This window comes from Rhodococcus sp. 06-235-1A, assembly GCF_002258785.1.
Lineage (GTDB): Bacteria > Actinomycetota > Actinomycetes > Mycobacteriales > Mycobacteriaceae > Rhodococcoides.
In genome coordinates this window covers 217,770-240,516 of record NZ_NOYI01000013.1, presented here as the reverse complement: position 1 = coordinate 240,516, position 22,747 = coordinate 217,770, and the positions used below count along the sequence as shown (strand labels likewise).

General features: G+C 65.4%; 19 protein-coding genes and 1 pseudogene. 8 read left to right on the top strand and 12 right to left on the bottom strand.

All coding sequences use genetic code 11. From position 1 onward, the window contains the following. Positions 1-20 precede the first annotated feature (20 nt). The 4 genes from CH275_RS14170 to CH275_RS14155 are packed head-to-tail and all read right to left on the bottom strand — an operon-like array spanning position 21 to position 6,393. On the bottom strand, positions 21-734 hold the full coding sequence (locus CH275_RS14170; RefSeq protein ID WP_256991022.1) for a GntR family transcriptional regulator: 714 nt from the start codon (positions 732-734) through the stop codon (positions 21-23). Between the two features lie 15 nt (positions 735-749). Further along, positions 750-2,222 (bottom strand): NAD-dependent succinate-semialdehyde dehydrogenase, encoded by a 1,473-nt coding sequence (locus tag CH275_RS14165; RefSeq protein WP_094678979.1) that lies wholly within the window; start codon positions 2,220-2,222, stop codon positions 750-752. After that, entirely contained in the window at positions 2,219-5,131 is a 2,913-nt protein-coding gene (locus CH275_RS14160; protein WP_094678978.1) for an FAD-binding and (Fe-S)-binding domain-containing protein, read from the bottom strand. Before CH275_RS14160 ends, CH275_RS14165 begins: the two co-directional genes overlap by 4 nt. After that, entirely contained in the window at positions 5,128-6,393 is a 1,266-nt protein-coding gene (locus CH275_RS14155) for an aspartate aminotransferase family protein (RefSeq protein ID WP_094678977.1), read from the bottom strand. Before CH275_RS14155 ends, CH275_RS14160 begins: the two co-directional genes overlap by 4 nt. Positions 6,394-6,485: 92 nt before the next feature. On the opposite strand from CH275_RS14155, the gene CH275_RS14150 reads away from it, so the two are divergent. From CH275_RS14150 to CH275_RS14140, 3 genes are read left to right on the top strand one after another with little or no spacing between them, the layout of a single operon-like run. Further along, entirely contained in the window at positions 6,486-7,358 is an 873-nt protein-coding gene (locus tag CH275_RS14150) for a ribokinase (RefSeq protein ID WP_094679268.1), read from the top strand. Further along, positions 7,355-7,819 carry a helix-turn-helix transcriptional regulator gene (locus CH275_RS14145; protein WP_094678976.1) on the top strand — a complete coding sequence of 155 codons (465 nt, stop codon included), beginning with the start codon at positions 7,355-7,357 and terminating at the stop codon, positions 7,817-7,819. Before CH275_RS14150 ends, CH275_RS14145 begins: the two co-directional genes overlap by 4 nt. Positions 7,820-7,828: 9 nt before the next feature. Then, positions 7,829-8,233 (top strand): VOC family protein, encoded by a 405-nt coding sequence (locus CH275_RS14140; RefSeq protein ID WP_094678975.1) that lies wholly within the window; start codon positions 7,829-7,831, stop codon positions 8,231-8,233. Between the two features lie 37 nt (positions 8,234-8,270). On the opposite strand, the gene crcB is transcribed toward CH275_RS14140, so the two are convergent. Together crcB and CH275_RS14130 are read right to left on the bottom strand one after the other, a co-directional pair. Then, positions 8,271-8,642, bottom strand: a complete 372-nt coding sequence (gene crcB / locus CH275_RS14135; protein ID WP_094678974.1) for a fluoride efflux transporter CrcB — start codon at positions 8,640-8,642, stop codon at positions 8,271-8,273. Then, on the bottom strand, positions 8,639-9,058 hold the full coding sequence (locus CH275_RS14130) for a fluoride efflux transporter FluC (RefSeq protein ID WP_094679267.1): 420 nt from the start codon (positions 9,056-9,058) through the stop codon (positions 8,639-8,641). The genes crcB and CH275_RS14130 overlap by 4 nt, the downstream gene beginning before the upstream one ends. Positions 9,059-9,164: 106 nt before the next feature. Here CH275_RS14130 and CH275_RS14125 point away from each other — a divergent pair, with 106 nt between their 5' ends. From CH275_RS14125 to CH275_RS14110, 5 genes and pseudogenes are all read left to right on the top strand, one after another. Then, on the top strand, positions 9,165-11,282 hold the full coding sequence (locus tag CH275_RS14125; RefSeq protein ID WP_094679266.1) for a RecQ family ATP-dependent DNA helicase: 2,118 nt from the start codon (positions 9,165-9,167) through the stop codon (positions 11,280-11,282). 103 nt (positions 11,283-11,385) lie between these two features. Next, positions 11,386-11,958: pseudogene (gene ectA / locus CH275_RS30000) on the top strand (diaminobutyrate acetyltransferase); the annotation flags it as partial. Positions 11,959-12,024: 66 nt separating this feature from the next. Further along, a complete protein-coding gene (gene ectB / locus CH275_RS14120) occupies positions 12,025-13,284 on the top strand; it encodes a diaminobutyrate--2-oxoglutarate transaminase (protein ID WP_373453713.1) in 1,260 nt (419 codons plus the stop codon). 40 nt (positions 13,285-13,324) lie between these two features. Next, positions 13,325-13,723: an ectoine synthase gene (locus tag CH275_RS14115; protein ID WP_032379201.1), complete on the top strand. Its 399-nt coding sequence runs from the start codon at positions 13,325-13,327 to the stop codon at positions 13,721-13,723. A gap of 145 nt (positions 13,724-13,868) precedes the next feature. Further along, a complete protein-coding gene (locus tag CH275_RS14110; protein WP_373453712.1) occupies positions 13,869-14,687 on the top strand; it encodes a Sir2 family NAD-dependent protein deacetylase in 819 nt (272 codons plus the stop codon). Here CH275_RS14110 and proB read toward each other — a convergent pair. The 6 genes from proB to ndk form a co-directional block, all read right to left on the bottom strand. Beyond that, positions 14,660-15,799 (bottom strand): glutamate 5-kinase, encoded by a 1,140-nt coding sequence (gene proB / locus CH275_RS14105; RefSeq protein WP_373453708.1) that lies wholly within the window; start codon positions 15,797-15,799, stop codon positions 14,660-14,662. The genes CH275_RS14110 and proB overlap by 28 nt on opposite strands. A 2-nt stretch (positions 15,800-15,801) precedes the next feature. After that, positions 15,802-17,253: a GTPase ObgE gene (gene obgE / locus CH275_RS14100; protein ID WP_094678972.1), complete on the bottom strand. Its 1,452-nt coding sequence runs from the start codon at positions 17,251-17,253 to the stop codon at positions 15,802-15,804. A gap of 171 nt (positions 17,254-17,424) precedes the next feature. Then, on the bottom strand, positions 17,425-17,688 hold the full coding sequence (rpmA, locus tag CH275_RS14095) for a 50S ribosomal protein L27 (RefSeq protein WP_027497554.1): 264 nt from the start codon (positions 17,686-17,688) through the stop codon (positions 17,425-17,427). Positions 17,689-17,747: 59 nt separating this feature from the next. Beyond that, on the bottom strand, positions 17,748-18,059 hold the full coding sequence (gene rplU / locus CH275_RS14090; RefSeq protein WP_032394581.1) for a 50S ribosomal protein L21: 312 nt from the start codon (positions 18,057-18,059) through the stop codon (positions 17,748-17,750). Positions 18,060-18,294: 235 nt separating this feature from the next. Continuing rightward, the gene (locus tag CH275_RS14085) at positions 18,295-21,792 is read right to left on the bottom strand and encodes a translation initiation factor IF-2 N-terminal domain-containing protein (RefSeq protein ID WP_094678971.1); all 3,498 of its coding nucleotides are present in this window, start codon (positions 21,790-21,792) and stop codon (positions 18,295-18,297) included. A gap of 502 nt (positions 21,793-22,294) precedes the next feature. Next, positions 22,295-22,708 (bottom strand): nucleoside-diphosphate kinase, encoded by a 414-nt coding sequence (gene ndk / locus CH275_RS14080; RefSeq protein ID WP_032394582.1) that lies wholly within the window; start codon positions 22,706-22,708, stop codon positions 22,295-22,297. Between the last annotated feature and the right edge of the window lie 39 nt (positions 22,709-22,747).

The following is a 22,747-nucleotide window of genomic DNA, read 5'->3' as shown; positions in this document are numbered from 1 at the left end:
CTGTGTTGCGAGAGCGGCGACTATCCCGGAGTCGCAAGTGCCGAATGTTCGGCATGCTCCTCCACCATCGCTCGGGTCAGGTCGTGGATGGCGGTGTCCATGTGTTCGTGGACGCCCTTTTCCAGTGCATCCCAATCCGAGCCGAGCAACAGGTCGACGATCAGCTGGTGTTCCTCCACCAACGCCTCGGGCCGGTAGTACGCGGTTTCGAGGTTGGCCATGCAGATCCGCGCCTCCGCAGCGAGCGTGGCATACATCCGCGACATTCGGCTGTTGCGCGTCGCTGCGACCAGCGCGGTGTGAAACGCCAGATCCCGTTCGGCGAGACCTCGCCAATCCGCCCGATCGATGAACGGCTGCATCTGCATCACGATGGCCGAGAGCTCATCGGCAGCCGAGACCAACTGTGCGCGATCTCCGTGCACCAGAGTCCACGCGGCACCGACCTCGATCGCCGCGCGGGATTCGTAGATCTCGGTGACATCCTCACTGCTCAGCTCGACGACGAACACGCCTCGATTCCGGTAGCTGACGAGCAGCCCCTCCTGATTGAGGCGCTGCAGTGCCTCCCGCACCGGTCCCCGCGAGATCTCGAGTTCTGCGGCGACATTGGCCTCGTTGATCTGCTCCCCTGGGGCATAGGACCCGTCGATGATGCGGTCGCGGATCTGGTCGGCGATCACCATCGACGTGTTGCGTGCGTCGATGGGCGTCAGTCTTCTCGAACTGGGCATGATCGAAAGCCTCCTTCAGCCTCGGGGAATGGCAAAATATTTGTACTCCAGGAACTCGTCGATTCCGACTTTTCCACCCTCGCGACCCAGCCCGGACTGTTTGACACCACCGAACGGCGCAGCCGGATTGGACACCAGGCCCGTATTGAGGCCGACCATGCCCACCTCGAGGCGCTCCCCCATCCGCAGAGCCCGGTCGATGTCCTGGGTGAAGACGTATCCGACGAGTCCCCATTCGGTGTCGTTCGCCAGTGCGATCACCTCGTCCTCGGTGTCGAACGGGACGATCGCGGCCACCGGTCCGAAGATTTCCTGTGACATCAGATCCGACGCCGCATCGACGTCCGTGAGAACGGTCGGCGGGTAGAAGTAGCCGGGTCCGTCCGGAGCCACTCCCCCGACGATCGCACGTGCGCCGCGCCCGAGGGCGTCGTCGACAAGTGTCTGCACCTTGGTGCGGCCTGCGTCGTCGATGAGCGGACCGACCTCGGTACCGTGCGCACTACCGGCACCGACCGACAACGCACCCATGCGCTCGGCGAGCGCGTTCGCGAACTGCGCTGTGACACTGCGGTGTACGAAGAATCTGTTGGCGGCGGTGCATGCCTCACCCATGTTCCGCATCTTGGCGACCATCGCACCGTCCACGGCGCGTCCGAGATCGGCGTCGTCCATCACGATGAAAGGTGCGTTTCCGCCGAGCTCCATGGAGGTGCGCATCACCGTCGATGCAGCTTGCTCGAGCAGGATCTTGCCCACCGCAGTCGATCCGGTGAAGCTGATCTTGCGGGCCGCACCGCCCCTCATCCACGAGCCCACCACACCCGACGCGTCCGTGGTGGTCACGACGTTGACCACTCCCGCCGGAACACCTGCGTCGTGCAGGATTCCGGCGAGGGCCAGCGCCGTCAGAGGCGTTTGTTCGGCGGGCTTGAACACGACGGTGCAGCCTGCTGCCAACGCCGGGCCGATCTTGCGAGTTCCCATGGCCAGCGGGAAGTTCCATGGAGTGACGAGAATGCACGGTCCCACGGGTGCGCGAGTCACCACGATACGGTTCTTGCCGTCTCCGGTGAGGGTGTGATCGCCCGAGATGCGTACCGCCTCCTCGGAGAACCAGCGGAAGAACTCGGCGCCGTAGGCCACCTCGCCGCGAGCGTCGGCCAGAGGCTTTCCCATCTCGGCTGTGATGATCGCGGCGAGTTCCTCGGATCGCGCCATGATCAATTCGTAGGCGGTACGCAGAATTTCGCTGCGTGCGCGCGGCGCGGTCGCGGCCCAGTCGGCGGCAGCATCGACCGCTGCAGACATGGCTTTGTCGGCATCGGCGACGCCACCGTCGGCGACGCTGGCGATGACCTCGCCGCTGGCGGGATCGATGACATCGAACCGCGCATCGGATGCTGCGGCGGTCCACGTGCCTGCGATGAACAGGTCGGTCGGAGCCGTGATCGTGGGACGCGTGAGGCTGGTCGAACTGGCGGTCATGGCCGCGGTCCTTTCGTCGTACGTGGATCCAGAATCTGTGCCAGGTGCACCGACGCGTCACTCGTCAGGTCACCGGAAAGTTGGCGCACCTGCATATGGCAGCTGAATCCGTCGGTCAGAATCGGTGTGTCCGGCTCTGCATCACGTAGTGCCGGCGCGAGGGCCTGTTCGGCGACCTCCATGCTGAGCTCGTAGTGACGCTTCTCGAAGCCGAAATTGCCTGCCACGCCGCAGCATCCGGTGGCTTCCCGTACCGCCTCGATACCGACGGCCGCCAGTGCCGTGCGCTGGGTGGCGTTGCCGAACACAGCGTATTCGTGGCAGTGGGTCTGCACCGTGACCGAGGCGGGAACCTCACCCGAGGGTGCCCACCCGGCCTCGGCCTGATCGATGACCGCCCCCGCGAAGCTCTGCACTCGCGCTGCGACCCGTCTCGCCGCTGCGGTGGGAACCAGCTCCGGCATGTCCTTGCGGAACGCCGCCGCGCAGCTCGGTTCGGTGACGACGATGGGCCGGTCGGTGCCGTCGTCCAGTGCGGCAACGGCTTTCGTGAGGTGGGTACGGGCGGCTTTCAGCTGGCCCGTCGAAATCCAGGTCAGACCGCAGCACACGTCGGTCCGGCATTCGGTGCTGCGGCCGGAATCCTCGAGCACTCGCTGCGCCGCGCCCGCGACCTCGGGACGAAAACCCTGCGTGAACGTGTCGACGACCAACACCACATTCGCGTCGCGACCGCCGCCGATACGGACTTCCCGAGCCAGATCTTTCGCAGATGCGAAGCGCGGCAATGCCCGTTCGGTGGTCAGTCCACCGAGCCGGGCAGCGAGTGCGGCCATCCGCGGGGTGAGCAGACGATTGAGCAGCGGTGCCGCTCGCCGCGTCACCTTCAGCCAGCGCGGCAACCAGCCCAGCGAATAGTGCGAGAGTGGCCGCAGCCGCCCCGCGTAGTGGTGATCGAGGAACTCCGACTTGTACGTGGCCATGTCCACGCCGACCGGGCAATCCGACGAGCAAGCCTTGCAGGACAGACACAGGTCGAGCGATTCGGCGACGTCCTTCGAGGCCCATCCGTCGGCAACGGTCGGCGAACTGCGCACCATCTCCTGCAGCACTCGGGCCCGGCCCCGTGTCGAATCCTTCTCATCGCCCGTGGCACGGAAACTGGGGCACATGACGCCTCCCGACGCTGTGCGACATTTGCCGACGCCGACACACGACTGAGTTGCGTGCACGAACGGATCCAGATCTGCCCGGGTTCCGATCTGGTGCAGATCGAAGGTCGTCTTCCATTCCCGCTGCGGAATGCCCTGCAGCATCAGGTTGTCCATCATCGGTTCCGGATCGGTGATCGATCCCGGGTTGAGAATGCCGCGGGGATCCCAGATGTGCTTGAACCGCGCGAACGCGTCGAGCATGCGGGGTGAGTACATCACCGGCAGCAGTTCCGAGCGAGCCCTGCCGTCGCCGTGCTCGCCCGACAGGCTGCCGCCGTGCTTGACGACCACCCGTGCGGCGGCGCGGAGGAAGTCGTACATCACCCGTCGGCCGGCGTCGGTGCGCTGATCGAACGTGATGCGTACGTGCATGCAGCCGGCACCGAAGTGTCCGTACATCACCCCGGTCAGATCGTGCTCACCCAGAAGCGAATTGAGATCGGCGAGATAGGCGGACAGGTTCTCCGGTGCCACGGCCGCGTCCTCCCACCCACCCCAGGACTCGACTCCGCTCGACAGGCGCGTCGCCAGACCTGCCCCGTCCTCGCGTACCCGCCACAGCGCTGTTCGGTCGGCCGGGTCGGTGACGATGCGGCCTTCTTTCACGCGGCCGAGCCGACCGAGCGCCTCGAGCAAGCGAGCGGCCTTGTTCTCCACCTCGGCAGTATCGGCTCCGTCGAGGTCCACGTAGAGCCAGGCGTTGCCCGCAGGCAAACCGCGGACGGAGTCCGGTCCGCGCCGGTACTCCATCGTCTGGGCGATGTTGTCGTCGATACCCTCCACCGCAGCAGGCGAGAATTCGAGAATGGCCATCACGTCGGCTGCAGCAGCCACCACGTCGTCGTAGCCGAGGCAGAGCAACAGCGCAGCCGGCGGCACGGGCACGACGGCGACGGTCACCGAGACGATCACCGCGCACGTGCCCTCGCTTCCGACGAGTGCACGCGCGACGTCGAATCCGTTCTCGGGCAGCAGATGCGACAGGTGAAATCCGGAGACCTGTCGCGGTATGCGCCCCAGTTCGACCCTGAAGAGCGCGAGGTTGTCGGCCGCCAGTGACTGCAGCTCTCGCGAGATACGTTCGGCTGCATCGGCTGCCGCTGCATCCTCCGAATGCACTGCCTCCACACCGCTACGGGTCACCCGAAGCAGATGCCCGTCGGCAGTCACGACGTCCATGGCCACCGTGTGGTCGGCTGTTCGACCGTAGCGAACCGAGTGGTTGCCGCATGCGTCGTTGCCGACGGCCCCGCCGACCGTCGCGCGTGTCTTGCTGGACGGGTCGGGTGCGAATGTGAACGCCCCCGACGTCCGCGCCACCAGCTCACGCTGCAACTCCGAGATCACGATTCCCGGTTCCACCACGGCGGTCCGAGAATCGGTGTCGACCGAGATCACACGGTTCATGTGACGGGAGAAATCGAGCACGACTCCGCGACCGATCGCGTTGCCTGCCATCGACGTTCCGCCGCCCCGGCCCACGACGGCGACCCGTGCAGCGGCGCACAACGACACCACGGTGGACACGTCGTCGGCGCTGCGCGGGAACACGACGGCAGCAGGCGGGATACGGTAGTTCGAAGCGTCGTAGGAGTACTCCGCGAGCCGCCGAGACGAGTCGTCGATGTCGATGCCCAGTTCCCGTACTCGGTGCACGAGTTCGTGGACATCGGATCGGGCCGGCGCAGAAGTCACAGCACGTTCTTCAGCGTTCGCGACAGCGCGTCGATACCCTGCCGCATCTCGTCATCGCTCACGATCAGTGCGGGAATGATGCGCACGACGTTGCCGAGCGCGCCGCAGGTGAGCAGCAACAGCCCTTCGTCGATCGCACCCTGCTGCACGCGCACAGCGGCCGCAGCATCGGGATTGCCTGCGCTGTCGACGAATTCGAGTGCCTGCATCAAGCCGAGTCCACGTGCATCACCGATGGCCGAATGCTCGGCCTTGAGGGCCAGCAAACCGTCGAGCAGAACCTCGCCCTGAACGGCGGCGTTGGCGACCAGACCCTCGTCGCGCACGACATCGAGGGTCGCGACGCCCGCAGCAGCGGCGACGGCGTTGCCGCCGTAGGTCCCGCCCTGGGACCCCGGCCACGCCTTGCTCATCAGTTCGGTCGAAGCCGCGATGGCCGAGATCGGGAACCCGCTGGCGAGGCCTTTCGCGGTGATGACGATGTCGGGCGTGATCGACGAGTGCTGATGCCCCCAGAATTTCCCGGTACGGCCGACCCCCGCTTGCACCTCGTCCACGATCAGGACGATGCCGTGCGTATCGGCTCGTTCGCGCAGGCCCTCGAGGAATTCTGGCGGCGTGGGCAGGTAGCCACCGTCACCGAGAACCGGCTCGATGATGAACGCGGCGGTATCGGCCGGGCTCGACATCGTCATCAGCAGGTAATCGAGTTCCTTCAGCGCGAAGGCGACCGCGGTGTCCATGTCCCAGCCGTAGCGGAACGCGTACGGGAACGGTGCGATGTGCACGCCCCCCATGATCGGCGAGAAGCCGGAGCGGAACTTGGTGCCCGCGGTGGTCAACGACGCGGCAGCGACCGTGCGTCCGTGGAACCCGCCGTGAAACGCGATGATGTTCGGACGTCCGGTCGCCATGCGCGCCAACCGAATCGACGCCTCGACGGCCTCGGAGCCGGAATTGGCATAGAAGACGCTGTCGAGACCGGCCGGGAGGACTTCACCGAGCTTGTCGGTCAGCGCCAGCAGTGGTTGGTGCATGACGGTCGTGTACTGCGCGTGGATGATCTTGCCCACCTGCTCGCGGGCTGCCTCGACCACGCGGGGATGGCAATGTCCGGTGCTGGTGACGCCGATACCGGTGGTGAAGTCGAGGTACTTCCGCCCGTCCGTGCCGATGATCCAGCTGCCCTTTCCGTGATCGACGACGATCGGGGTCGCCTGCTTGAGTGCCGGGCTGAGGTGAGTGCGAGTCGACGCTGTCATGTCTGCCATCGTCACCCACCGAAATCAGATTGTCAACAATCTGCAATTGGCAGTTCGAGGCGGGTGCAGCGTCCGAGCGATACAGTTCGTTCGTGTCCGCCTCGAACCCTCGTATCGTCGTGCTCGGCAGTATCAACATGGATCTGATCACCCGGACGCCATCGCTGCCCGTTCCGGGCGAAACCGTGTTGGGAACGTCCTTCACCACCGCCCCGGGCGGCAAGGGTGCCAATCAGGCCATCGCTGCCGCCAAATCCGGATCGCCGGTCGCCTTCATAGGAGCGGTCGGAGACGACGAATTCGGGGAAACATTGCGACATACCCTGTCGAGCGCAGGCGTCGACGACAGCGCACTTCGCACTGCGGCCGGTTCGAGTGGCATCGCAACTATCACCGTCGACGACCGTGCCGAGAACAGCATCGTCGTCGTCCCCGGGGCGAACGGTGGCGTCCGCGAGCTCGAAGACGACGATCGAGCCATCATTGCGAACGCCGATATTCTGCTGTGCCAGTTGGAGATTCCGCTCGACACGGTGGTGGCGGCATTCCGGTACGCCCGATCGCATGGCGTCACCACGATGCTCAATCCGTCACCGGTACAGGACCTGCCCGACGCCCTGGTGGCGAACACCGACGTACTGGTGGTCAACGAAGCCGAGGAAGCTCGCATCGGACACCGAGCACACGAGGTGGAACACGTGGTCACCACACTCGGCGAGCGGGGTGCCAGGTACCGCGGGTCGGAATCGTTCGAGGTGTCGGCACCGCGGATCGAGGCCGTCGACACCACCGGCGCAGGGGATGCGTTCGCCGGGGCTCTGGCTGCATCCTGGCCTTCCGGTCCACGCTCGGCGATCGAATGGGCAACCGCTGCAGGCTCCTTCGCAGCCACGAGGCCCGGGGCGAGCACTTCCTCGGGGACCCGAGTCGAGATCGACACACTCCGCGATGCGGCCGCTCGATGAATGCTCCTGACTTGAACGAACTGAGACTGCTGCGTCGCGCACGGGATCGGATGGATCGAGAATTCGCCGAACCTCTCGACGTGCCGACCCTCGCTCGGACGGCACTCATGTCCACAGCGCATTTCAGTCGCCGTTTCCGCGAGGCCTACGGTGAGACGCCGTACGCACATCTGATGACCCGCCGAATCGAGCGCGCCAAGGCCCTGCTGCGCCGTGGAGATGTCAGCGTCACCGAGGCGTGTTTCGCAGTCGGCTGCACCAGCCTCGGATCCTTCAGCTCCCGGTTCACCGAGATCGTCGGAGAGACACCCAGCGCGTACCGCGCCCGCGATCACAGCGAGAGCCGGGCGGTGCCGAGTTGCAGGGCCATGGTGCTGGGTCGGCCGTTGCGCGGCACCGATGCTGTCACCGTCTCCGAACCGAGCAGAATCAGAGAAGCGACGACGGCCGGGGCGTCCTAGCCTTTGCTCATGACACTTTCACTGAGCCACGTACACGTCTACACCGACGATCCCGATGCCTCTCTGGCCTTCTATCGCGACGCCCTCGGACTCGAGGTGAAGAGCGAGGTCGCCAACGACGGCTTTCGCTGGATCACGTTGTCCCCCAACGATCAACCCGAAATCGAGATCGTGTTGTCGCAGCCGCATGCGGGCCGCTCGCAGGAACTCGGTGATCAGATCGCCGCCCTGCTCGCCAAGGGTGAACTGCCGGGCCTGCTGTTCCGCGCCGATGACCTCGACGGCGCGTTCGAGAGGATCCGGGCGGCGGGCACCGCCGAAATTCTGCAGGAACCGACCAGTCAGCCGTGGGGAGCGCGCGACGCGGCATTCCGCGATCCCGCCGGGAACATGGTGCGCGTCAGTCAGGCGTGAGTGGAGCCCGCGGGACGAACCATCGTGGTTTCCGACCTCACATCGACGCGAGAGCGAGGCCGCCGCCGCACGCGAGTACGGACGCAAGCAGAGACACGATCGCGTTGACGGCGGCATCTCGTCGACGCCCTTGCTGTAGCAACCGGACTGTCTCGATGCTCGCCGTGCTGAACGTGGTGTACCCGCCGCAGAAACCGGTGCCGATGACGGCTTGGACGTCGGTCGAGCCGGCGCGGAACGTCACCCACCCGGCCAGCAAACCCAGCAGGAAAGACCCGGACACGTTGATGCCGACCGTCGCCCAGGGAAAGCTCGTTCGTGCCACGAGACGTGTCTTCACTTCCGCATCGACGAAGAAGCGAACCACCGCACCCAACCCGCCGGCCAACGAAATCCACAGCGCGATCATCGAACCACCTTGCCTGCCAGTACGATTCCCGCCCAGGCCGCAAGTATTCCGAGAATCACGCTGACCACTGCGTAGGTCACTGCCAGCACGGTGAACCCACCCCGGAACCCTTCCACTGTCTCGAGGGCGAACGTGCTGTACGTGGTGAACGCACCGCAGAACCCCGTACCTCCCAGCAACCGCAGCCTGCGCCGAACTCCGGCATCGGGCCCGCCACGAACCAGCGACTCGAGTAGAAGGCCCAGCACGAATGCACCGGCGATGTTGATCCCGAAGGTTGCCGTCGGCCACTGCGATGCCGAGTGCGGCAGTTGCTCCTCGATCACGTAACGGACTGCTGTACCCGCCACTCCGCCGGTGAACACCACTGCCAGAGCCCAGAACCGACGATGCAGGGGTCCCTGGTCGGCCGGCATCGAATCGGAATCGGGATCGACCACCGTTGTCCTCTCGGGCTGCACGGTCCGACCGTTTCCGACCGGGCCGCGTTTGTTGTCGGATGCTTGCTGCACGATGGAGCCTATGACAGCGACCACGGAGCCCACGACCGGGAACTTGCGCGAGAGCGCCGAGGAGTTGTTGCGCGAACTCGCTGGCCCCGACGCGGTGCTGCGGGAAGACCAGTGGACGGCAATCGAGGCCCTCGTCGTGCACCGGCGGCGGGCGCTGGTGGTGCAAAGGACCGGCTGGGGCAAGTCGGCCGTCTACTTCATCGCCGCGAAGCTGTTGCGCGCGCAGGGCCTCGGTCCGACAGTGATCGTCTCTCCCCTGTTGGCACTGATGCGTAACCAGGTTGCCTCCGCCGAGCGAGCGGGCGTCCGTGCGGCCACCATCAACTCCGGAAACATGACCGAATGGGACGACATTCACCAGCAGGTCGACTCCGGTGAGCTCGACGTGTTGCTGGTCAGTCCCGAGCGATTGAACAACCCCGACTTCCGCGATCAGGTGCTGCCGTCCCTGGCCGGAGACGCCGGCCTCGTCGTGGTCGACGAGGCGCACTGCGTCTCGGACTGGGGTCACGATTTCAGGCCGGACTATCGACGCATCCGCACCCTGATCGCCGAGCTGCGCGACGGTATCCCCGTACTCGCTACCACTGCAACGGCCAACGACCGAGTGGTGGACGACGTCGCCGCGCAGCTGGGTGTCGGCGGTGGTGACACGCTCGTACTGCGGGGCGGGCTCGCCCGTGACTCACTGCGCATGGCAGTGGTGAAAATCGACAACGCCACCGAACGGGCGGCGTGGCTCGGCGACCACCTGAAGACCTTGCCCGGTTCGGGAATCATCTACACACTGACTGTCTCGGCGGCGAAGGACCTCGCGGCGCTGCTCACCGACCAGGGCCACGTCGTCGCGTCGTACACCGGTCAGACGGACCCGACCGAGCGCGAATCGCTCGAGGGTGACCTGCTGGCCAACCGAGTCAAGGCCCTGGTCGCCACGTCCGCACTGGGCATGGGCTTCGACAAGCCCGATCTCGGCTTCGTCGTGCACATGGGGGCCCCGTCGTCTCCGATCTCGTACTACCAGCAGGTCGGCCGTGCCGGGCGCGCTACCGAGCGAGCCGATGTCGTGTTGCTTCCCGGTCACGAGGATCGGCAGATCTGGAGCTACTTCGCCTCGGTCGCATTCCCCCGCGAGCATCTGGTGCGGCAGGTCATCGATGCCTTGAACACCGACAAGGCCCAGTCGACGCAGGCGCTGGAGCCCCTGGTCGAGCTGGGTCGCAGCAGGCTCGAGATGGTGCTGAAGGTTCTCGACGTCGACGGCGCGGTCAGACGCGTCCGTGGCGGTTGGATGGCCACCGGGGAGCAATGGACGTACGACGCGGCCCGCTACGAGCGTCTCGAACAGGCCAGGGACCGCGAACAGCAGGCGATGATCGACTACCAGGGCACCGACGGCTGCCGGATGGAGTTCCTGCGGAGACAACTCGACGACCCGGATCTCGGCGCACCCGGTAGCGAGTCCGACCGATGCGGCCGGTGCGACAACTGCACGGGCGAGCACCTGTCGGCATCGGTGGATGCGGCCTCGGTCGACTCGGCGAGGGCACGTCTGGATAGGCCGGGCATCGACCTGCAGCCCAGAAAGCAGTGGCCGAGCGGCATGAAGAAGCTGGGTGTCTCGCTCTCGGGCAAGATCACCGACCCACACGAACCCGGGCGCGTGCTGGGTCGACTCACCGACCTGGGCTGGGGCAGCCGCCTGCGCGCCCTGCTCGATGCGCCCGACGCTCCGGCCACGGACGCGCTGGAGAAGGCTTGCATCACCGTGCTCGCCAACTGGGAATGGAAGCAGCGGCCCACTGCCGTTCTGGCTCTCGACTCCCCTACCCACCCGCTCCTGGTGCGGTCGATTGCCGCGCGATTGGCATCGGTCGGCAAATTGCAGGATCTCGGGGTCATGCAGGTCAGGGCTGGTCATCCACCGGTATCGGCCGCCAATTCGGCGTTTCGGGTCGCCGGGCTGGTGGACTCGTGGGACGTTCCGGACGTATCGTCCGTGACGGGCCCGGTTCTGTTGATCGATCTGGTCACCGACACGGGGTGGACGTTCACCTGCGCCACGTCTGCTCTGAGGTCGGCAGGCGCTTCGGCGGTGTTGCCGTTCGCCCTCGCGACACCGAAGTAGAGATTTTCGGCAAACTGGGGTTTATACCGCGCATTTCTGGGTAACGCCTGCCGGGCACCGATCGTGTGAGCACCATCACATTCAGTGGTTAACCTGGGGAAGCATGTCCGATTCCGGGGTCGATTTCCCGGAGCAGTCGATATGCCTCGGCAACGTTGTTACGTTTGTATTTCCTATGAAGCCCGCATTGCTGAGAGGTACCCCGCTCACTGCGCCGGACGCAGTGAAGTTTCGTAAGCCACAGATCTCCGACGGAGTCCGGCTCTGGGAGATCGCAAGAGATTCGCGAGTTCTGGATCTCAATTCCAGCTACTCGTACGTGTTGTGGTGCCGTGATTTCGCGGCCACCACTGTCGTATCCGATATCGACGGCCGCGCAGTCGGTTTCGTCACCGGATACATCCGCCAGGACGCCCCGCGCACACTGTTCGTGTGGCAGGTCGCCGTGGATGCGGACCAGCGTGGCAAGGGACTTGCCGGTCGCATGCTGATGGAGCTGCTCGACCGCCTCGAGCCACAGGGCATCACGCATCTGGAAACGACGATCAGCCCGGACAACGAAGCGTCCATCGCAACCTTCACGAGCCTCGCACGCAAGCGAGGCACCGACATCGTCAGGTCGGATTTGTTCGCGCCCAACGATTTCCCTGATAGCCACGAAGCCGAGGAGCTCTACACCGTAGGCCCCGACGCGTCGCGGAATTACGAAAGGAACAAGCAGAACATGACCGAAAAGAACACCGTGACAACAGAGAAGCCCGATGTATTCGAGACCGTCGAGTCCGGTGTGCGGAGCTACAGCCGCCAGTGGCCCGCCGTGTTCACCACCGCGAAGAACTCGGTCATCACCGATGAGGACGGCAACGACTACCTCGATTTCTTCGGTGGAGCAGGCGCACTCAACTACGGCCACAACAACGACATGATCAAGAGCGCATTGGTGGACTACATCACCAGCGACGGAATCACCCACGGTTTGGACATGTCCACCGTTGCCAAGCGTGAGTTCCTCGAGTCGTTCAAGAAGAACATCCTCGACCCGCGCGGCTTGGACTACAAGGTTCAGTTCCCGGGACCGACGGGTACCAATACCGTCGAAGCAGCACTGAAGTTGGCCCGCAAGGTCACCGGCCGCGAGGCAATCATCAACTTCACCAACGCTTTCCACGGCATGACACTCGGCGCGCTGTCGGTCACCGGCAACTCGATGAAGCGAGCTGGCGCCGGAATCCCGTTGGTGCACACCACCCCGATGCCGTACGACAACTACTTCGGCGGCGTCACCGAGGATTTCCAGTGGTTCGAGCGCGTTCTCGACGACTCGGGCAGCGGTTTCAATCGGCCGGCCGCAGTGATCGTGGAGACCATCCAGGGTGAGGGCGGCATCAACGTCGCGCGTCCGGAATGGCTGCGTGCGCTGGCCGAGCTGTGCTCGCGTCGCGAAATCCTGCTGATCGTCGACGACGTCCAGATGGGCTGCGGACGCACCGGCCAGTTCTTCTCGTTCGAGGAAGCCGGCATCACCCCCGACATCGTCACACTGTCGAAGTCCATCGGCGGCTACGGCATGCCGCTGGCGCTGACGCTGTTCAAGCCCGAGCTGGACGTCTGGTCGCCGGGTGAGCACAACGGCACCTTCCGCGGTTTCAACCCCTCGTTCGTCACAGCGAAGGCAGCTATCGACCACTACTGGTCCGACGACACGTTCGAGAAGGAAACCCTCGCCAAGGGTGAGCACATCCAGGATCGCTTCATCAAGCTCTGCGCCAAGTTCGACGGCATCTCGACCCGCGGTCGCGGCATGGTTCAGGCCCTGGTCTTCGACGACGCCGAGTTGGCAGGCAAGGTTTCTCAGCTGTGCTACGACGAGCGCTTGCTCGTCGAGACCGCAGGACCGAAGGACGAGGTCGTCAAGCTACTTCCCCCGTTGACCACGACGATCGAGGAACTCGATCGCGGCCTGGACATCATCGAAAGTGCTGTCGCGAAAGTGCTCTCCTAGAGACCCGTTCGCACGCACAGATATCGAAGGAGGACATCGTATGATCGTTCGCACCACGCAGGAGATCACCGGAACCGACCGCGACATCTCGAGTGAAGACGGCAACTGGCGCAGCAAGAGGATCATCCTCGGCGGCGACAAGGTCGGGTTCTCGTTCCACGAGACCACGATCCAGGCCGGCACGGTGAACAACTTCCACTACGCCAACCACGTCGAGGCCGTCTGGCTGATCGAGGGCGAGGGAACGCTCACCGACCGCGAGACCGGCGAGACCTACGAGCTCGGAGCGGGATCGATGTACCTGCTCAACGGACACGAGCGCCACACGGTCGAACCGCGTACCCAGATGCGCATGCTCTGTGTGTTCAATCCTCCCGTCGTCGGCAACGAGACGCACGACGAGAACGGCGTGTACCCCCTCGTCGAGGTACCCGCGTAACACCGCACTTTCCCACGGCCCGCACCGACGCTCACGCGTCCGTGCGGGCCGTGTGCGTCGGTAGCCCGTACCCCGATCGGTCGCTACCCTGGACGAAGTGAATGCACCCACCGCGTCCGTCACAACGTACGGGCAACTCGTCGCGCTGCTCGACGGAAAGACCGTCACCGTCGTCAGCGGCGCGGGCATGTCCACGGACTCAGGCATTCCCGATTACCGTGGCCCGCAGTCACCGCCCCGCAACCCGATGACGTTCCAGCAGTTCATCGGTGACGCGGAGTTCCGACGCCACTACTGGGCCCGCAATCATGTCGGATGGCGGCACATGGATGCGGCGGTGCCCAACGACGGACATCGAGCGCTGGCCAGGCTCGAACGTGCTGGTGTCGTCACCGGAATCATCACCCAGAACGTGGACATGCTGCACACCAAGGCGGGCAGCCGGAACGTCATCGACCTGCACGGCGTCTACGCCCGGGTTCGCTGCCTGAAGTGTGAGCGGCTGATCTCGCGGTTCGAGTTGGCCCGGCGACTCGACCGTGCCAATCCCGGCTTCCTCGAGTCGGTTGCACCCGCGGAGGGCGTCGAGATCGCACCCGATGCCGATGCCATCATCTCGTCGACCGCGCATTTTCGCATGGTCGACTGCGAAACATGTTCCGGCATACTCAAACCCGACATCGTCTATTTCGGTGAAAGCGTGCCCAAGCCGCGCGTGGCCGAGGCCTACGACCTCGTCGACCGAAGCGACGCACTTCTGGTGCTCGGCTCCTCGCTGACGGTGATGTCCGGCCTGCGCTTCGTCAGGCACGCGGCCAAGACCGGAAAGCCCATCGTCATCGTCAATCGCGGCGCCACCCGCGGCGACGAATTCGCCACTCTCACACTGCACTCCGGTTGTTCGGAGACAGCGACCACGCTGGCCGACACCCTCGATCAGGCAGGGACCAGGTCGTCGGCATGAACCACCGGGCGCTGTAGCTCTGCGGCGAGCTCCCCCGTCGACCGCCCCAGCATCCCGGCAAGCTCGCCGGAGTCGTACGCGACGACCCCGCGGGCGACCAACGCGCCGTCGTGGTCGACGAGCGAGACGACGTCTCCGCCGTGAAAGGACCCCGTCACCGACGTGATGCCCGCGGACAACAATGATCGTCGCCGTTCCACGACCGCTCGCACTGCCCCGGCATCGAGGTGGAGTTCCCCGGCCGCATCGGCGGCGTGCCGGACCCAGAACTTCCGAGCGGACAACCGCGTCGGCCGGGCCGCGAACGCGGTTCCCACCTCGGACGTCGTCAGCGCCTGGGCAGCGTCGGATGCGGCAGCCAGCAACACCGGAACACCGGCGTCGGCTGCGAGGCGCGCAGCGGACAACTTGGACGCCATTCCTCCGGTGCCGAGAGCGCCCCCCGAACCGGCGACGACGCCGTCGAGGTCCTCGGGACTGGTCACCTCGGGAATCAACGTTGCCCCGCCCTTGCGAGGATCACCGTCGTACAACCCGTCGACATCCGAGAGCAGGAACAGTGCGTCCGCGCCGACGAGGTGGGCCACCAGAGCGGCGAGACGGTCGTTGTCGCCGAACCGGATCTCCGCGGTGGCGACCGTGTCGTTCTCGTTGACGATGGCAACGGCACCGAGCGAGCGCAGGCGATCCAACGTGCGCTGCGCGTTGCGATGGTTTGTTCGACGCGCGATGTCCTCGGCCGTCAACAGCACCTGTCCCACGGTCCGTCCGTACCGATGGAACGACGAACTCCACGCATTGACCAGGGCGAGCTGTCCGACGCTCGCCGCAGCCTGCTTGGTTGCCAGATCGCGTGGCCGTCGGGCCAGACCCAATGGGGCCATGCCTGCACCGATCGCGCCGGACGATACGACGACCACATCGGTTCCACTACGCATCCGAGACTCGATGGCGTCTGCGAGCAGGTCGAGTCGACCCAGATCGAGACCGGTGTCGAGACTGGTGAGCGCCGACGAGCCGATCTTGACCACGATGCGCTTGGCGTCGGCAATCGTGCGACGGGTATCGGTGAAAGCCGTTACGGGCGAATCGAATTCACGCGCCGACACCACGGCTACTCCTGTTCGGTATCGAGCCCGCGACGAACCTGGCGGGCATGCTTACGTTCGGATGCGCCGATGCGCTCGACCTGATCGAGTCGGGCATCGGTGCCACGGCCCGTCATCGTGATCTCGACACCGGCCGGAGTCTGCGGTTCCCAATCGAACGACACGTCGCCGATGGTGACCGAAGCACCGGGCTGCGCGCCGGCCTTGATCAGTGCATCCTCGACACCGAGCCGCGCGAGACGGTCGGCGAGGTAGCCCACGGCCTCGTCGTTGGTGAACTGCGTCTGGCGTACCCACCGCTCCGGTCGGGTACCGCGAACGATGAAGCCGTCCGGGATGTCCGGATCCTTCACGACCTTGAAGCTGTCGTCGTTCTTGGCGACCGGACGCAGCACCTGACGCCGCGGCTCGGGGGCCGGGTGCGCAGTGCGGTAGTCCTCGACGAGCTTCGCGAGTGCGAACGTCAAGGGCTTGAGACCGGCGCGCGTCACCGCGGAGATGGTGAACACGGGCCAGCCACGCGACTCGAACTCGGCGGTGACCATCTCGGCGAGTTCGGCACCCTCGGGAATGTCGGCCTTGTTCAACACCACGATGCGGGGGCGGTCGGCAAGATCGCCGAGGCTGGCATCACCGGACAGGGCGGGCTTGTACGCGGCCAATTCGGCTTCCAGCGCATCGACGTCGGAAATGGGATCTCGACCCGGATCCAGTGTCGCGCAATCGACTACGTGAGCCAGCACGGCGCACCGTTCGAGGTGCCGCAGGAAGTCGAGACCGAGACCTCGACCCTGACTTGCCCCAGGGATCAACCCGGGCACGTCCGCGACGGTGAACGTGGTGTCGCCGCTGGAGACGACGCCGAGGTTGGGCACCAAAGTGGTGAAGGGATAGTCGGCAATCTTCGGCTTCGCCGCGGACAGCACCGAGACCAACGACGACTTTCCGGCCGACGGGAATCCGACGAGACCGACATCGGCGACGGACTTGAGTTCGAGCACGAGTTCGCGCTCGATGCCCTCTTCGCCCAGCAGAGCGAAACCGGGTGCCCGCCGAGCCTTGGACGCGAGTGCCGCGTTGCCGAGGCCACCGCATCCGCCGGGAGCGGCGTCGAAACGTGTTCCCTCGCCGATCATGTCGGCGAGCACGTTGCCCTTCTTGTCGAGCACGACGGTGCCGTCGGGGACCTTGAGGATCAGGTCCTCTCCGTTGGCACCCTCTCGGTTGCCACCCATGCCCTGGGTTCCGTTGCCCGCCTTGGCGTGGCTGGAGAAGTGGAAGTCGAGCAGAGTGTGAACGTTGCTGTCGACGACGAAGACGACTCCGCCGCCCTGGCCTCCGTTGCCACCGTCCGGGCCACCGAGAGGCTTGAACTTTTCGCGGTGAACCGAAGAGCAGCCGTTGCCACCTTTGCCGGCGCTGACGTGCAGCACCACGCGGTCGATGAATCGTGACATAGCTGTCTTCGATCCTTTCTGGAAGAAAAAGCGGGAGAAAAACGCGATAGGGGCGGACCGGTCTCGTGACCCTGGTCCGCCCCTATCGGGAGCTGTGAACGTACGCGGTGGATGGTGGGCTCGAGCAGATACCTGCCGTGCCGACCATCGTGAGCGCGAACTGCAGAAGGACTAGGCCTCTACAGTGACCGGAACGATGTTCACGGTCTTGCGTCCGCGCTTGGCACCGAATTCGACTGCGCCGGGCGCAAGTGCGAACAGGGTGTCGTCGCCGCCACGGCCGACGTTGACGCCGGGGTGGAAGTGCGTGCCGCGCTGACGAACCAGGATCTCGCCTGCGCCTACGGTCTGGCCGCCGAAACGCTTGACGCCGAGGCGCTGAGCATTCGAGTCGCGACCGTTACGGGAGCTTGATGCGCCCTTCTTATGTGCCATGTTGCATACCCTCCTCGGGGTGAATCAGCTTGAGAGAACGCGGGTCCGGTGAGACCTGGTTACTTGATGCCGGTGACCTTGAGGACAGTGAGCTTCTGCCTGTGTCCCTGACGCTTGTGGTATCCGGTCTTGTTCTTGAACTTGTGGATGCGGATCTTCGGGCCCTTGGTGTGCTCGACGATCTCACCGGCGACCGAGATCTTCGCCAGCTTGTCTGCATCTGTGGTCAGGTCGGATCCGTCTACGACGAGGACCGGAGCAAGCGAGACAGCAGTGCCGGGCGCTCCCTCGATCTTCTCGACCTTGACGAGGTCACCAACAGCGACCTTGTACTGCTTTCCGCCGGTCTTGACGATCGCGTACGTTGCCATCGGAGGGCTACCCCTTGCTTCTTCGAACTTGCTCGCGTTGCGCATGGCAACACGACTGGTCTGGTGTCACGTGTTTGCTTGCTCCCTATCGGCCGGCCGGGATGATGATCATCTCGGCCCGCTCGAGAACCCGTTGCTTTCCACTGGGCCACTACGGCACAGCAGAACGGTGTCACCGGGAGCGACTTATCAAGGTTACGGCAGAGAGACGGCCAGGGTCAAACCGCCCGAACTGCTAGGCGTCGATGTCGACCGGTGGCCCTGCCGGCCGCGCTGCCGCACGCCTCCTGCGAGGACGTGTCGCAGGCACCTCCACCGACTCGACGGGCTGCTCGGCCGCCGAAGTCAGTGGCGTCGACACCTCGTCTGATGCCGAACCCGGCTGGTCGGATGGCCCGTCACCGGCAGAGTCGTCCGCGGCAGGAACCACGATGACCATGCCCGCGTCGGGCGCCGCGCCTGCCGGCGCGGCAGCCTTACGGGCCACCCTGCGTCCTCGTCGAGCCTTCGGTGCCACCGTGTCCGCCGTTGCCGACGTCTCGGTGGAGGTCGGTGCGGCCTGTGTCTCGGTGGCCTGGTCGGCGGTGACGTTCGTCTCCACGTCGGCCACCGCAGCGGCCGCAGCGTCCACGTCGTCGGCAGAGACCACGGTCACCACCGCATCACCGTCACGGGTATCGGTCGGTGTCGATGCCTCGACGTCAGCGGGGCTGACGTCGGCCACCACGTCGTCGTGATGCGCCGCCATGGCCAGAGCCACCGGATGCGCCCGTTTGATCGACGGATCGATCACGGGGTGCTCGGACGAGTCCGTGGCTCCCGGATGGACGTTCGACGAGGTGCGCTCGTTGCCGTCGTTGCCGTCGGACTTGTTGTCCTTGCCACGTCGACGCCTGCTGGTCGTGTTGCTCGAATCCGAGCGCGACGAGTTCGAGCGGCCGCCGTCGGTGTCCGGCTTGGCGTCGACGGGGAACGGATGTACCACGATGCCACGCCCCTGGCAGTGCTCGCACGTGGTGGAGAACGCCTCCACGAGCCCTGTGCCGAGCTTCTTGCGGGTCATCTGCACCAGGCCGAGCGAGGTCACCTCGGAAACCTGGTGGCGGGTGCGGTCGCGGCCGAGCGACTCGGTGAGTCGGCGCAGCACCAGATCGCGGTTGGACTCGAGCACCATGTCGATGAAGTCGACGACGATCATGCCGCCGATGTCGCGCAGACGCATCTGGCGAACGACTTCCTCGGCTGCCTCGATGTTGTTGCGGGTGACCGTCTCTTCCAGGTTGCCGCCCGAACCGGTGAACTTGCCGGTGTTGACGTCCACCACGGTCATGGCCTCGGTGCGATCGATCACCAGGGTGCCGCCGGAGGGCAGCCAGACCTTGCGATCGAGCGCCTTGGCCAGCTGCTCGTCGATCCGATGCGCGGCGAAGACGTCGACAGAACTACCGTCTGCCTCGTAACGATGCAGCCGCTCCATCATGTCCGGGGCCACGGTCTCGACGTAGTTGGACGTCGTCGTCCATGCCTTGTCGCCCTCGATGACGAGCTTGGAGAAGTCCTCGTTGAACAGGTCACGAATGACCTTGACGAGCATGTCGGGCTCTTCGTAGAGCGTCTGCGGTTGCACACCCTTGCCGGTTTCGGCGTTGGCCGAGCGCTCTTCGATGCTCGCCCACTGCGCCTGCAACCGAGTGACATCGCGTGCGAGTTCCTCTTCGCTGACGCCCTCTGCTGCGGTGCGGATGATGACGCCCGCCTCGGGAGGCACGATGTCGCGCAGAATCTCCTTCAGACGCTTGCGCTCGGTGTCGGGCAGCTTGCGGCTGATACCGGTCGAGCTTCCCCCGGGAACGTAGACCAGGAAGCGTCCTGCGAGCGAGAGCTGCGTCGTCAGGCGAGCACCCTTGTGCCCCACCGGATCCTTGCTGACCTGAACGAGAACCTGATCGCCCGGCTTGAGCGCCTGCTCGATCTTTCGTGAGTTTCCGCCCAACCCCGCAGCGTCCCAGTTGACCTCGCCTGCGTACAGCACACCGTTGCGGCCACGGCCGATGTCGATGAAGGCTGCTTCCATGCTGGGCAGCACGTTCTGCACGCGGCCCAGGTAGACGTTGCCGACCATCGACGCGGTGGCACTGCTGGTGACGAAGTGCTCGACGAGAACACCGTCTTCGAGCACGGCAACCTGCGTGGTCAACGGGTGATCCGGTGTGGCCTTCTCGCGCACGACCATGACGCGGTCGACGGATTCGCGCCGGGCCAGGAACTCGGACTCGGTCAGGATCGGCGGACGACGACCGGCGTCGCGCCCGTCGCGGCGACGCTGACGCTTGGCCTCGAGTCGCGTCGAACCGGTGATGCCCTGGACTTCGTCTCGGGGGGCGCGGCTCTTGTTCCGCGGCTCGCGCTCGTGCACGACCGTGTTGGGTGGATCGTCCTCGGACGATGCGCCCTCGGCCGCTGCTTCTGCCCCGGTCTTGCGCCGGCGACGGCGGCGACGACGTCGGCTGGAGCCGTCCCCGTCCGAACCGCCGTTGTCTGCGTCGTCCGCGTTGTCCTGGGCGCTCGAATCCGAGTCGTCTTCACTGTCCTCGGCCGAGGAATCCGCACCGCGCGCGTCGTCCGAGGAGTCGTCCGAGTCGGAGTTCTGCCGGTCCGACGTGCGGTTGCGACTGCGGGACCGACGCGAACGCCTACCCGAGCCCGACTGCTGGTCGTCGCCTGCGGACGACTCGTCCGAGTCCGCGTCGGCACCGTCGGAGGACTCGGCATCGCTGGAATCGGTGCCGTCGATGTCGTTGTCGTTCGCGGAGTCGTCGTCCGAATTGTCGTCGGTCGAGTTCTCGTCCGAGGACTGTTCCCCGCGTCCGCGACCACGGCCGCGACGCCCTCGCCGACGACGCCGTGGCTGGGACTGATCATCGTCGGTGTCGTCGTCACCCGAGCTGTCGGACGCGGGCGACCCGTCGGTCTCCGAGACAGCGGACCGGTCGATCTCCGGTGAGGAGATCTCGGACTGGTCGACCCGAGGTGTGTCCGTGTCGGCAGCAGCGGCGGCTGTGGTCTCGGACGTAGCCGTTGTCTCGGACGAAGCTGTGGACTCACCACTGCCGCTGTTCGCCACGTCGTCCTTCGGCGCTGCCTTACGGCTGCGACGACGACGGGCCGGGGGCTCGGCAGGAGATTCGGCGGCCTCGGGCGCAGGGGCTTCGGCGGCAGCCGGCTGTAGGAACAGCGGGGTGGCGAACGTCGTCGCTGTGGGCCGGTCGGACGTTGCCGCGGACTGTTCGGTCGTTGCTGCGGGCTGGGCCGGCTCCGGCTTCTGGGCAGGCGCACTGGTGAACAGTTGCGGCTCGGACCACGACGCCTCGGCCGATGGTGCCTCTGCGGAAGGAACTGCGATCGCCTCGGGTTGCTCGGCGGTCGACGTGTCGGTCGTCGGCGCGGCAGGCGCATTGACCGAATCGCGAACGGACTCCGCAACGTCGCGGCTCAGACTCGACTGAGCACTGCGTGCTTCGATGCCGAGTTCACCGAGGGTGACGAGCAACTGCTTGCTGGTGACGCCCAGGATCTTGGCCAAAGCGTGCACGCGCAGCCTGGTGGGCAGCTCGATGGTGTCGGGTTGCGCCGAGGACGCCGCGGCTGTTTCCACAGACGGCACCGCGTCGTCGCGCTCCGGACCTCCTGCGTTCTCGTTCTGTACATCTTCGGGCGGGCTTTGATCGGCCACGTAGTCTCCTCGGGCCCCCGGGCGCGTTCATCCGAATTCGGGTGTGACGCGGCCACGCGAGGGCAATCCTTGTGTACTCACGTCGGGTTGGACGTCAGCTGTTCGGTCTCGCTCCGCACCCGAGCCGATGACCACTTCGTAGTTCTCGGTGGTCGACGACAGCGTGTGCAGTGCCTGGCTGGATGGTGGTGTCTCGGCGATCCGAGCGCCTGATCATCAAGCAAGAACGCGAACGAGCCTGTCTCTCGTTCGAGCATCTGCGATGACGGGCAGCGGATAGACGACAGTCATCCGATCGAATCCACGACACCGGTCTAGCGAACTTCGGTGAAGCCTTGACTTCGGTGGAGCATGAAACTTGTACGTACTCGTGCTGTGGAATCGATCTTGGTCGAGTATCCCACACGCGATGATGCGTACTCGCCACGCCGCACCGATCGGTACCGAGCGGATGCGGCGTGGCTGCGCGCGAACGTGACTGTGCTGGCGAAAAGTGGAGCGGTCAGGCCAGGCCGGGGAACCAGAGTGCGATCTCGCGCTCGGCCGACTCCACGGAATCGGACCCGTGCACCAGGTTCTGCTGCCCATCGAGGGCGAGGTCACCTCGGATGGTGCCGGGAACGGCCTTGGCCACGGGGTCGGTGCCTCCGGCGATCTGCCGGAAGGCGGCGATCGCGCGAGGGCCTTCGAGAACTGCGGCCACCACCGGCCCGGACGTGATGAACTCGAGGAGTTCGGGGAAGAACGGTTTGCTCTCGTGCTCCGCATAGTGAGCCGAGGCCAATTCACGGGAGACGGTCTTGAGCTCGAGTGCGACGATGCTCAGACCCTTCTTCTCCACGCGGCCGAGGATCTCTCCTACGTAACGCCGGGCAACTCCGTCGGGCTTGATCAGTACAAGGGTGCGGTCGGTCACGTCGACGACCCTAATGGACCGGAGCCCGGTCGCGCTCGG

Excerpts from the sequence above, each read along its gene's own strand:
- CH275_RS14165 (WP_094678979.1), bottom strand. The coding sequence starts at position 2,222 with ATGACCGCCAGTTCGACCAGCCTCACGCGTCCCACGATCACGGCTCCG.
- CH275_RS14115 (WP_032379201.1), top strand. The coding sequence starts at position 13,325 with ATGATCGTTCGCACCACGCAGGAGATCACCGGAACCGACCGCGACATC.
- CH275_RS14170 (WP_256991022.1), bottom strand. The coding sequence starts at position 734 with ATGCCCAGTTCGAGAAGACTGACGCCCATCGACGCACGCAACACGTCG.
- CH275_RS14155 (WP_094678977.1), bottom strand. The coding sequence starts at position 6,393 with ATGACAGCGTCGACTCGCACTCACCTCAGCCCGGCACTCAAGCAGGCG.
- rplU (WP_032394581.1), bottom strand. The coding sequence starts at position 18,059 with ATGGCAACGTACGCGATCGTCAAGACCGGCGGAAAGCAGTACAAGGTC.
- CH275_RS14125 (WP_094679266.1), top strand. The coding sequence starts at position 9,165 with ATGACAGCGACCACGGAGCCCACGACCGGGAACTTGCGCGAGAGCGCC.
- CH275_RS14130 (WP_094679267.1), bottom strand. The coding sequence starts at position 9,058 with ATGCCGGCCGACCAGGGACCCCTGCATCGTCGGTTCTGGGCTCTGGCA.
- obgE (WP_094678972.1), bottom strand. The coding sequence starts at position 17,253 with ATGTCACGATTCATCGACCGCGTGGTGCTGCACGTCAGCGCCGGCAAA.
- rpmA (WP_027497554.1), bottom strand. The coding sequence starts at position 17,688 with ATGGCACATAAGAAGGGCGCATCAAGCTCCCGTAACGGTCGCGACTCG.
- crcB (WP_094678974.1), bottom strand. The coding sequence starts at position 8,642 with ATGATCGCGCTGTGGATTTCGTTGGCCGGCGGGTTGGGTGCGGTGGTT.
- CH275_RS14145 (WP_094678976.1), top strand. The coding sequence starts at position 7,355 with ATGAATGCTCCTGACTTGAACGAACTGAGACTGCTGCGTCGCGCACGG.
- CH275_RS14140 (WP_094678975.1), top strand. The coding sequence starts at position 7,829 with ATGACACTTTCACTGAGCCACGTACACGTCTACACCGACGATCCCGAT.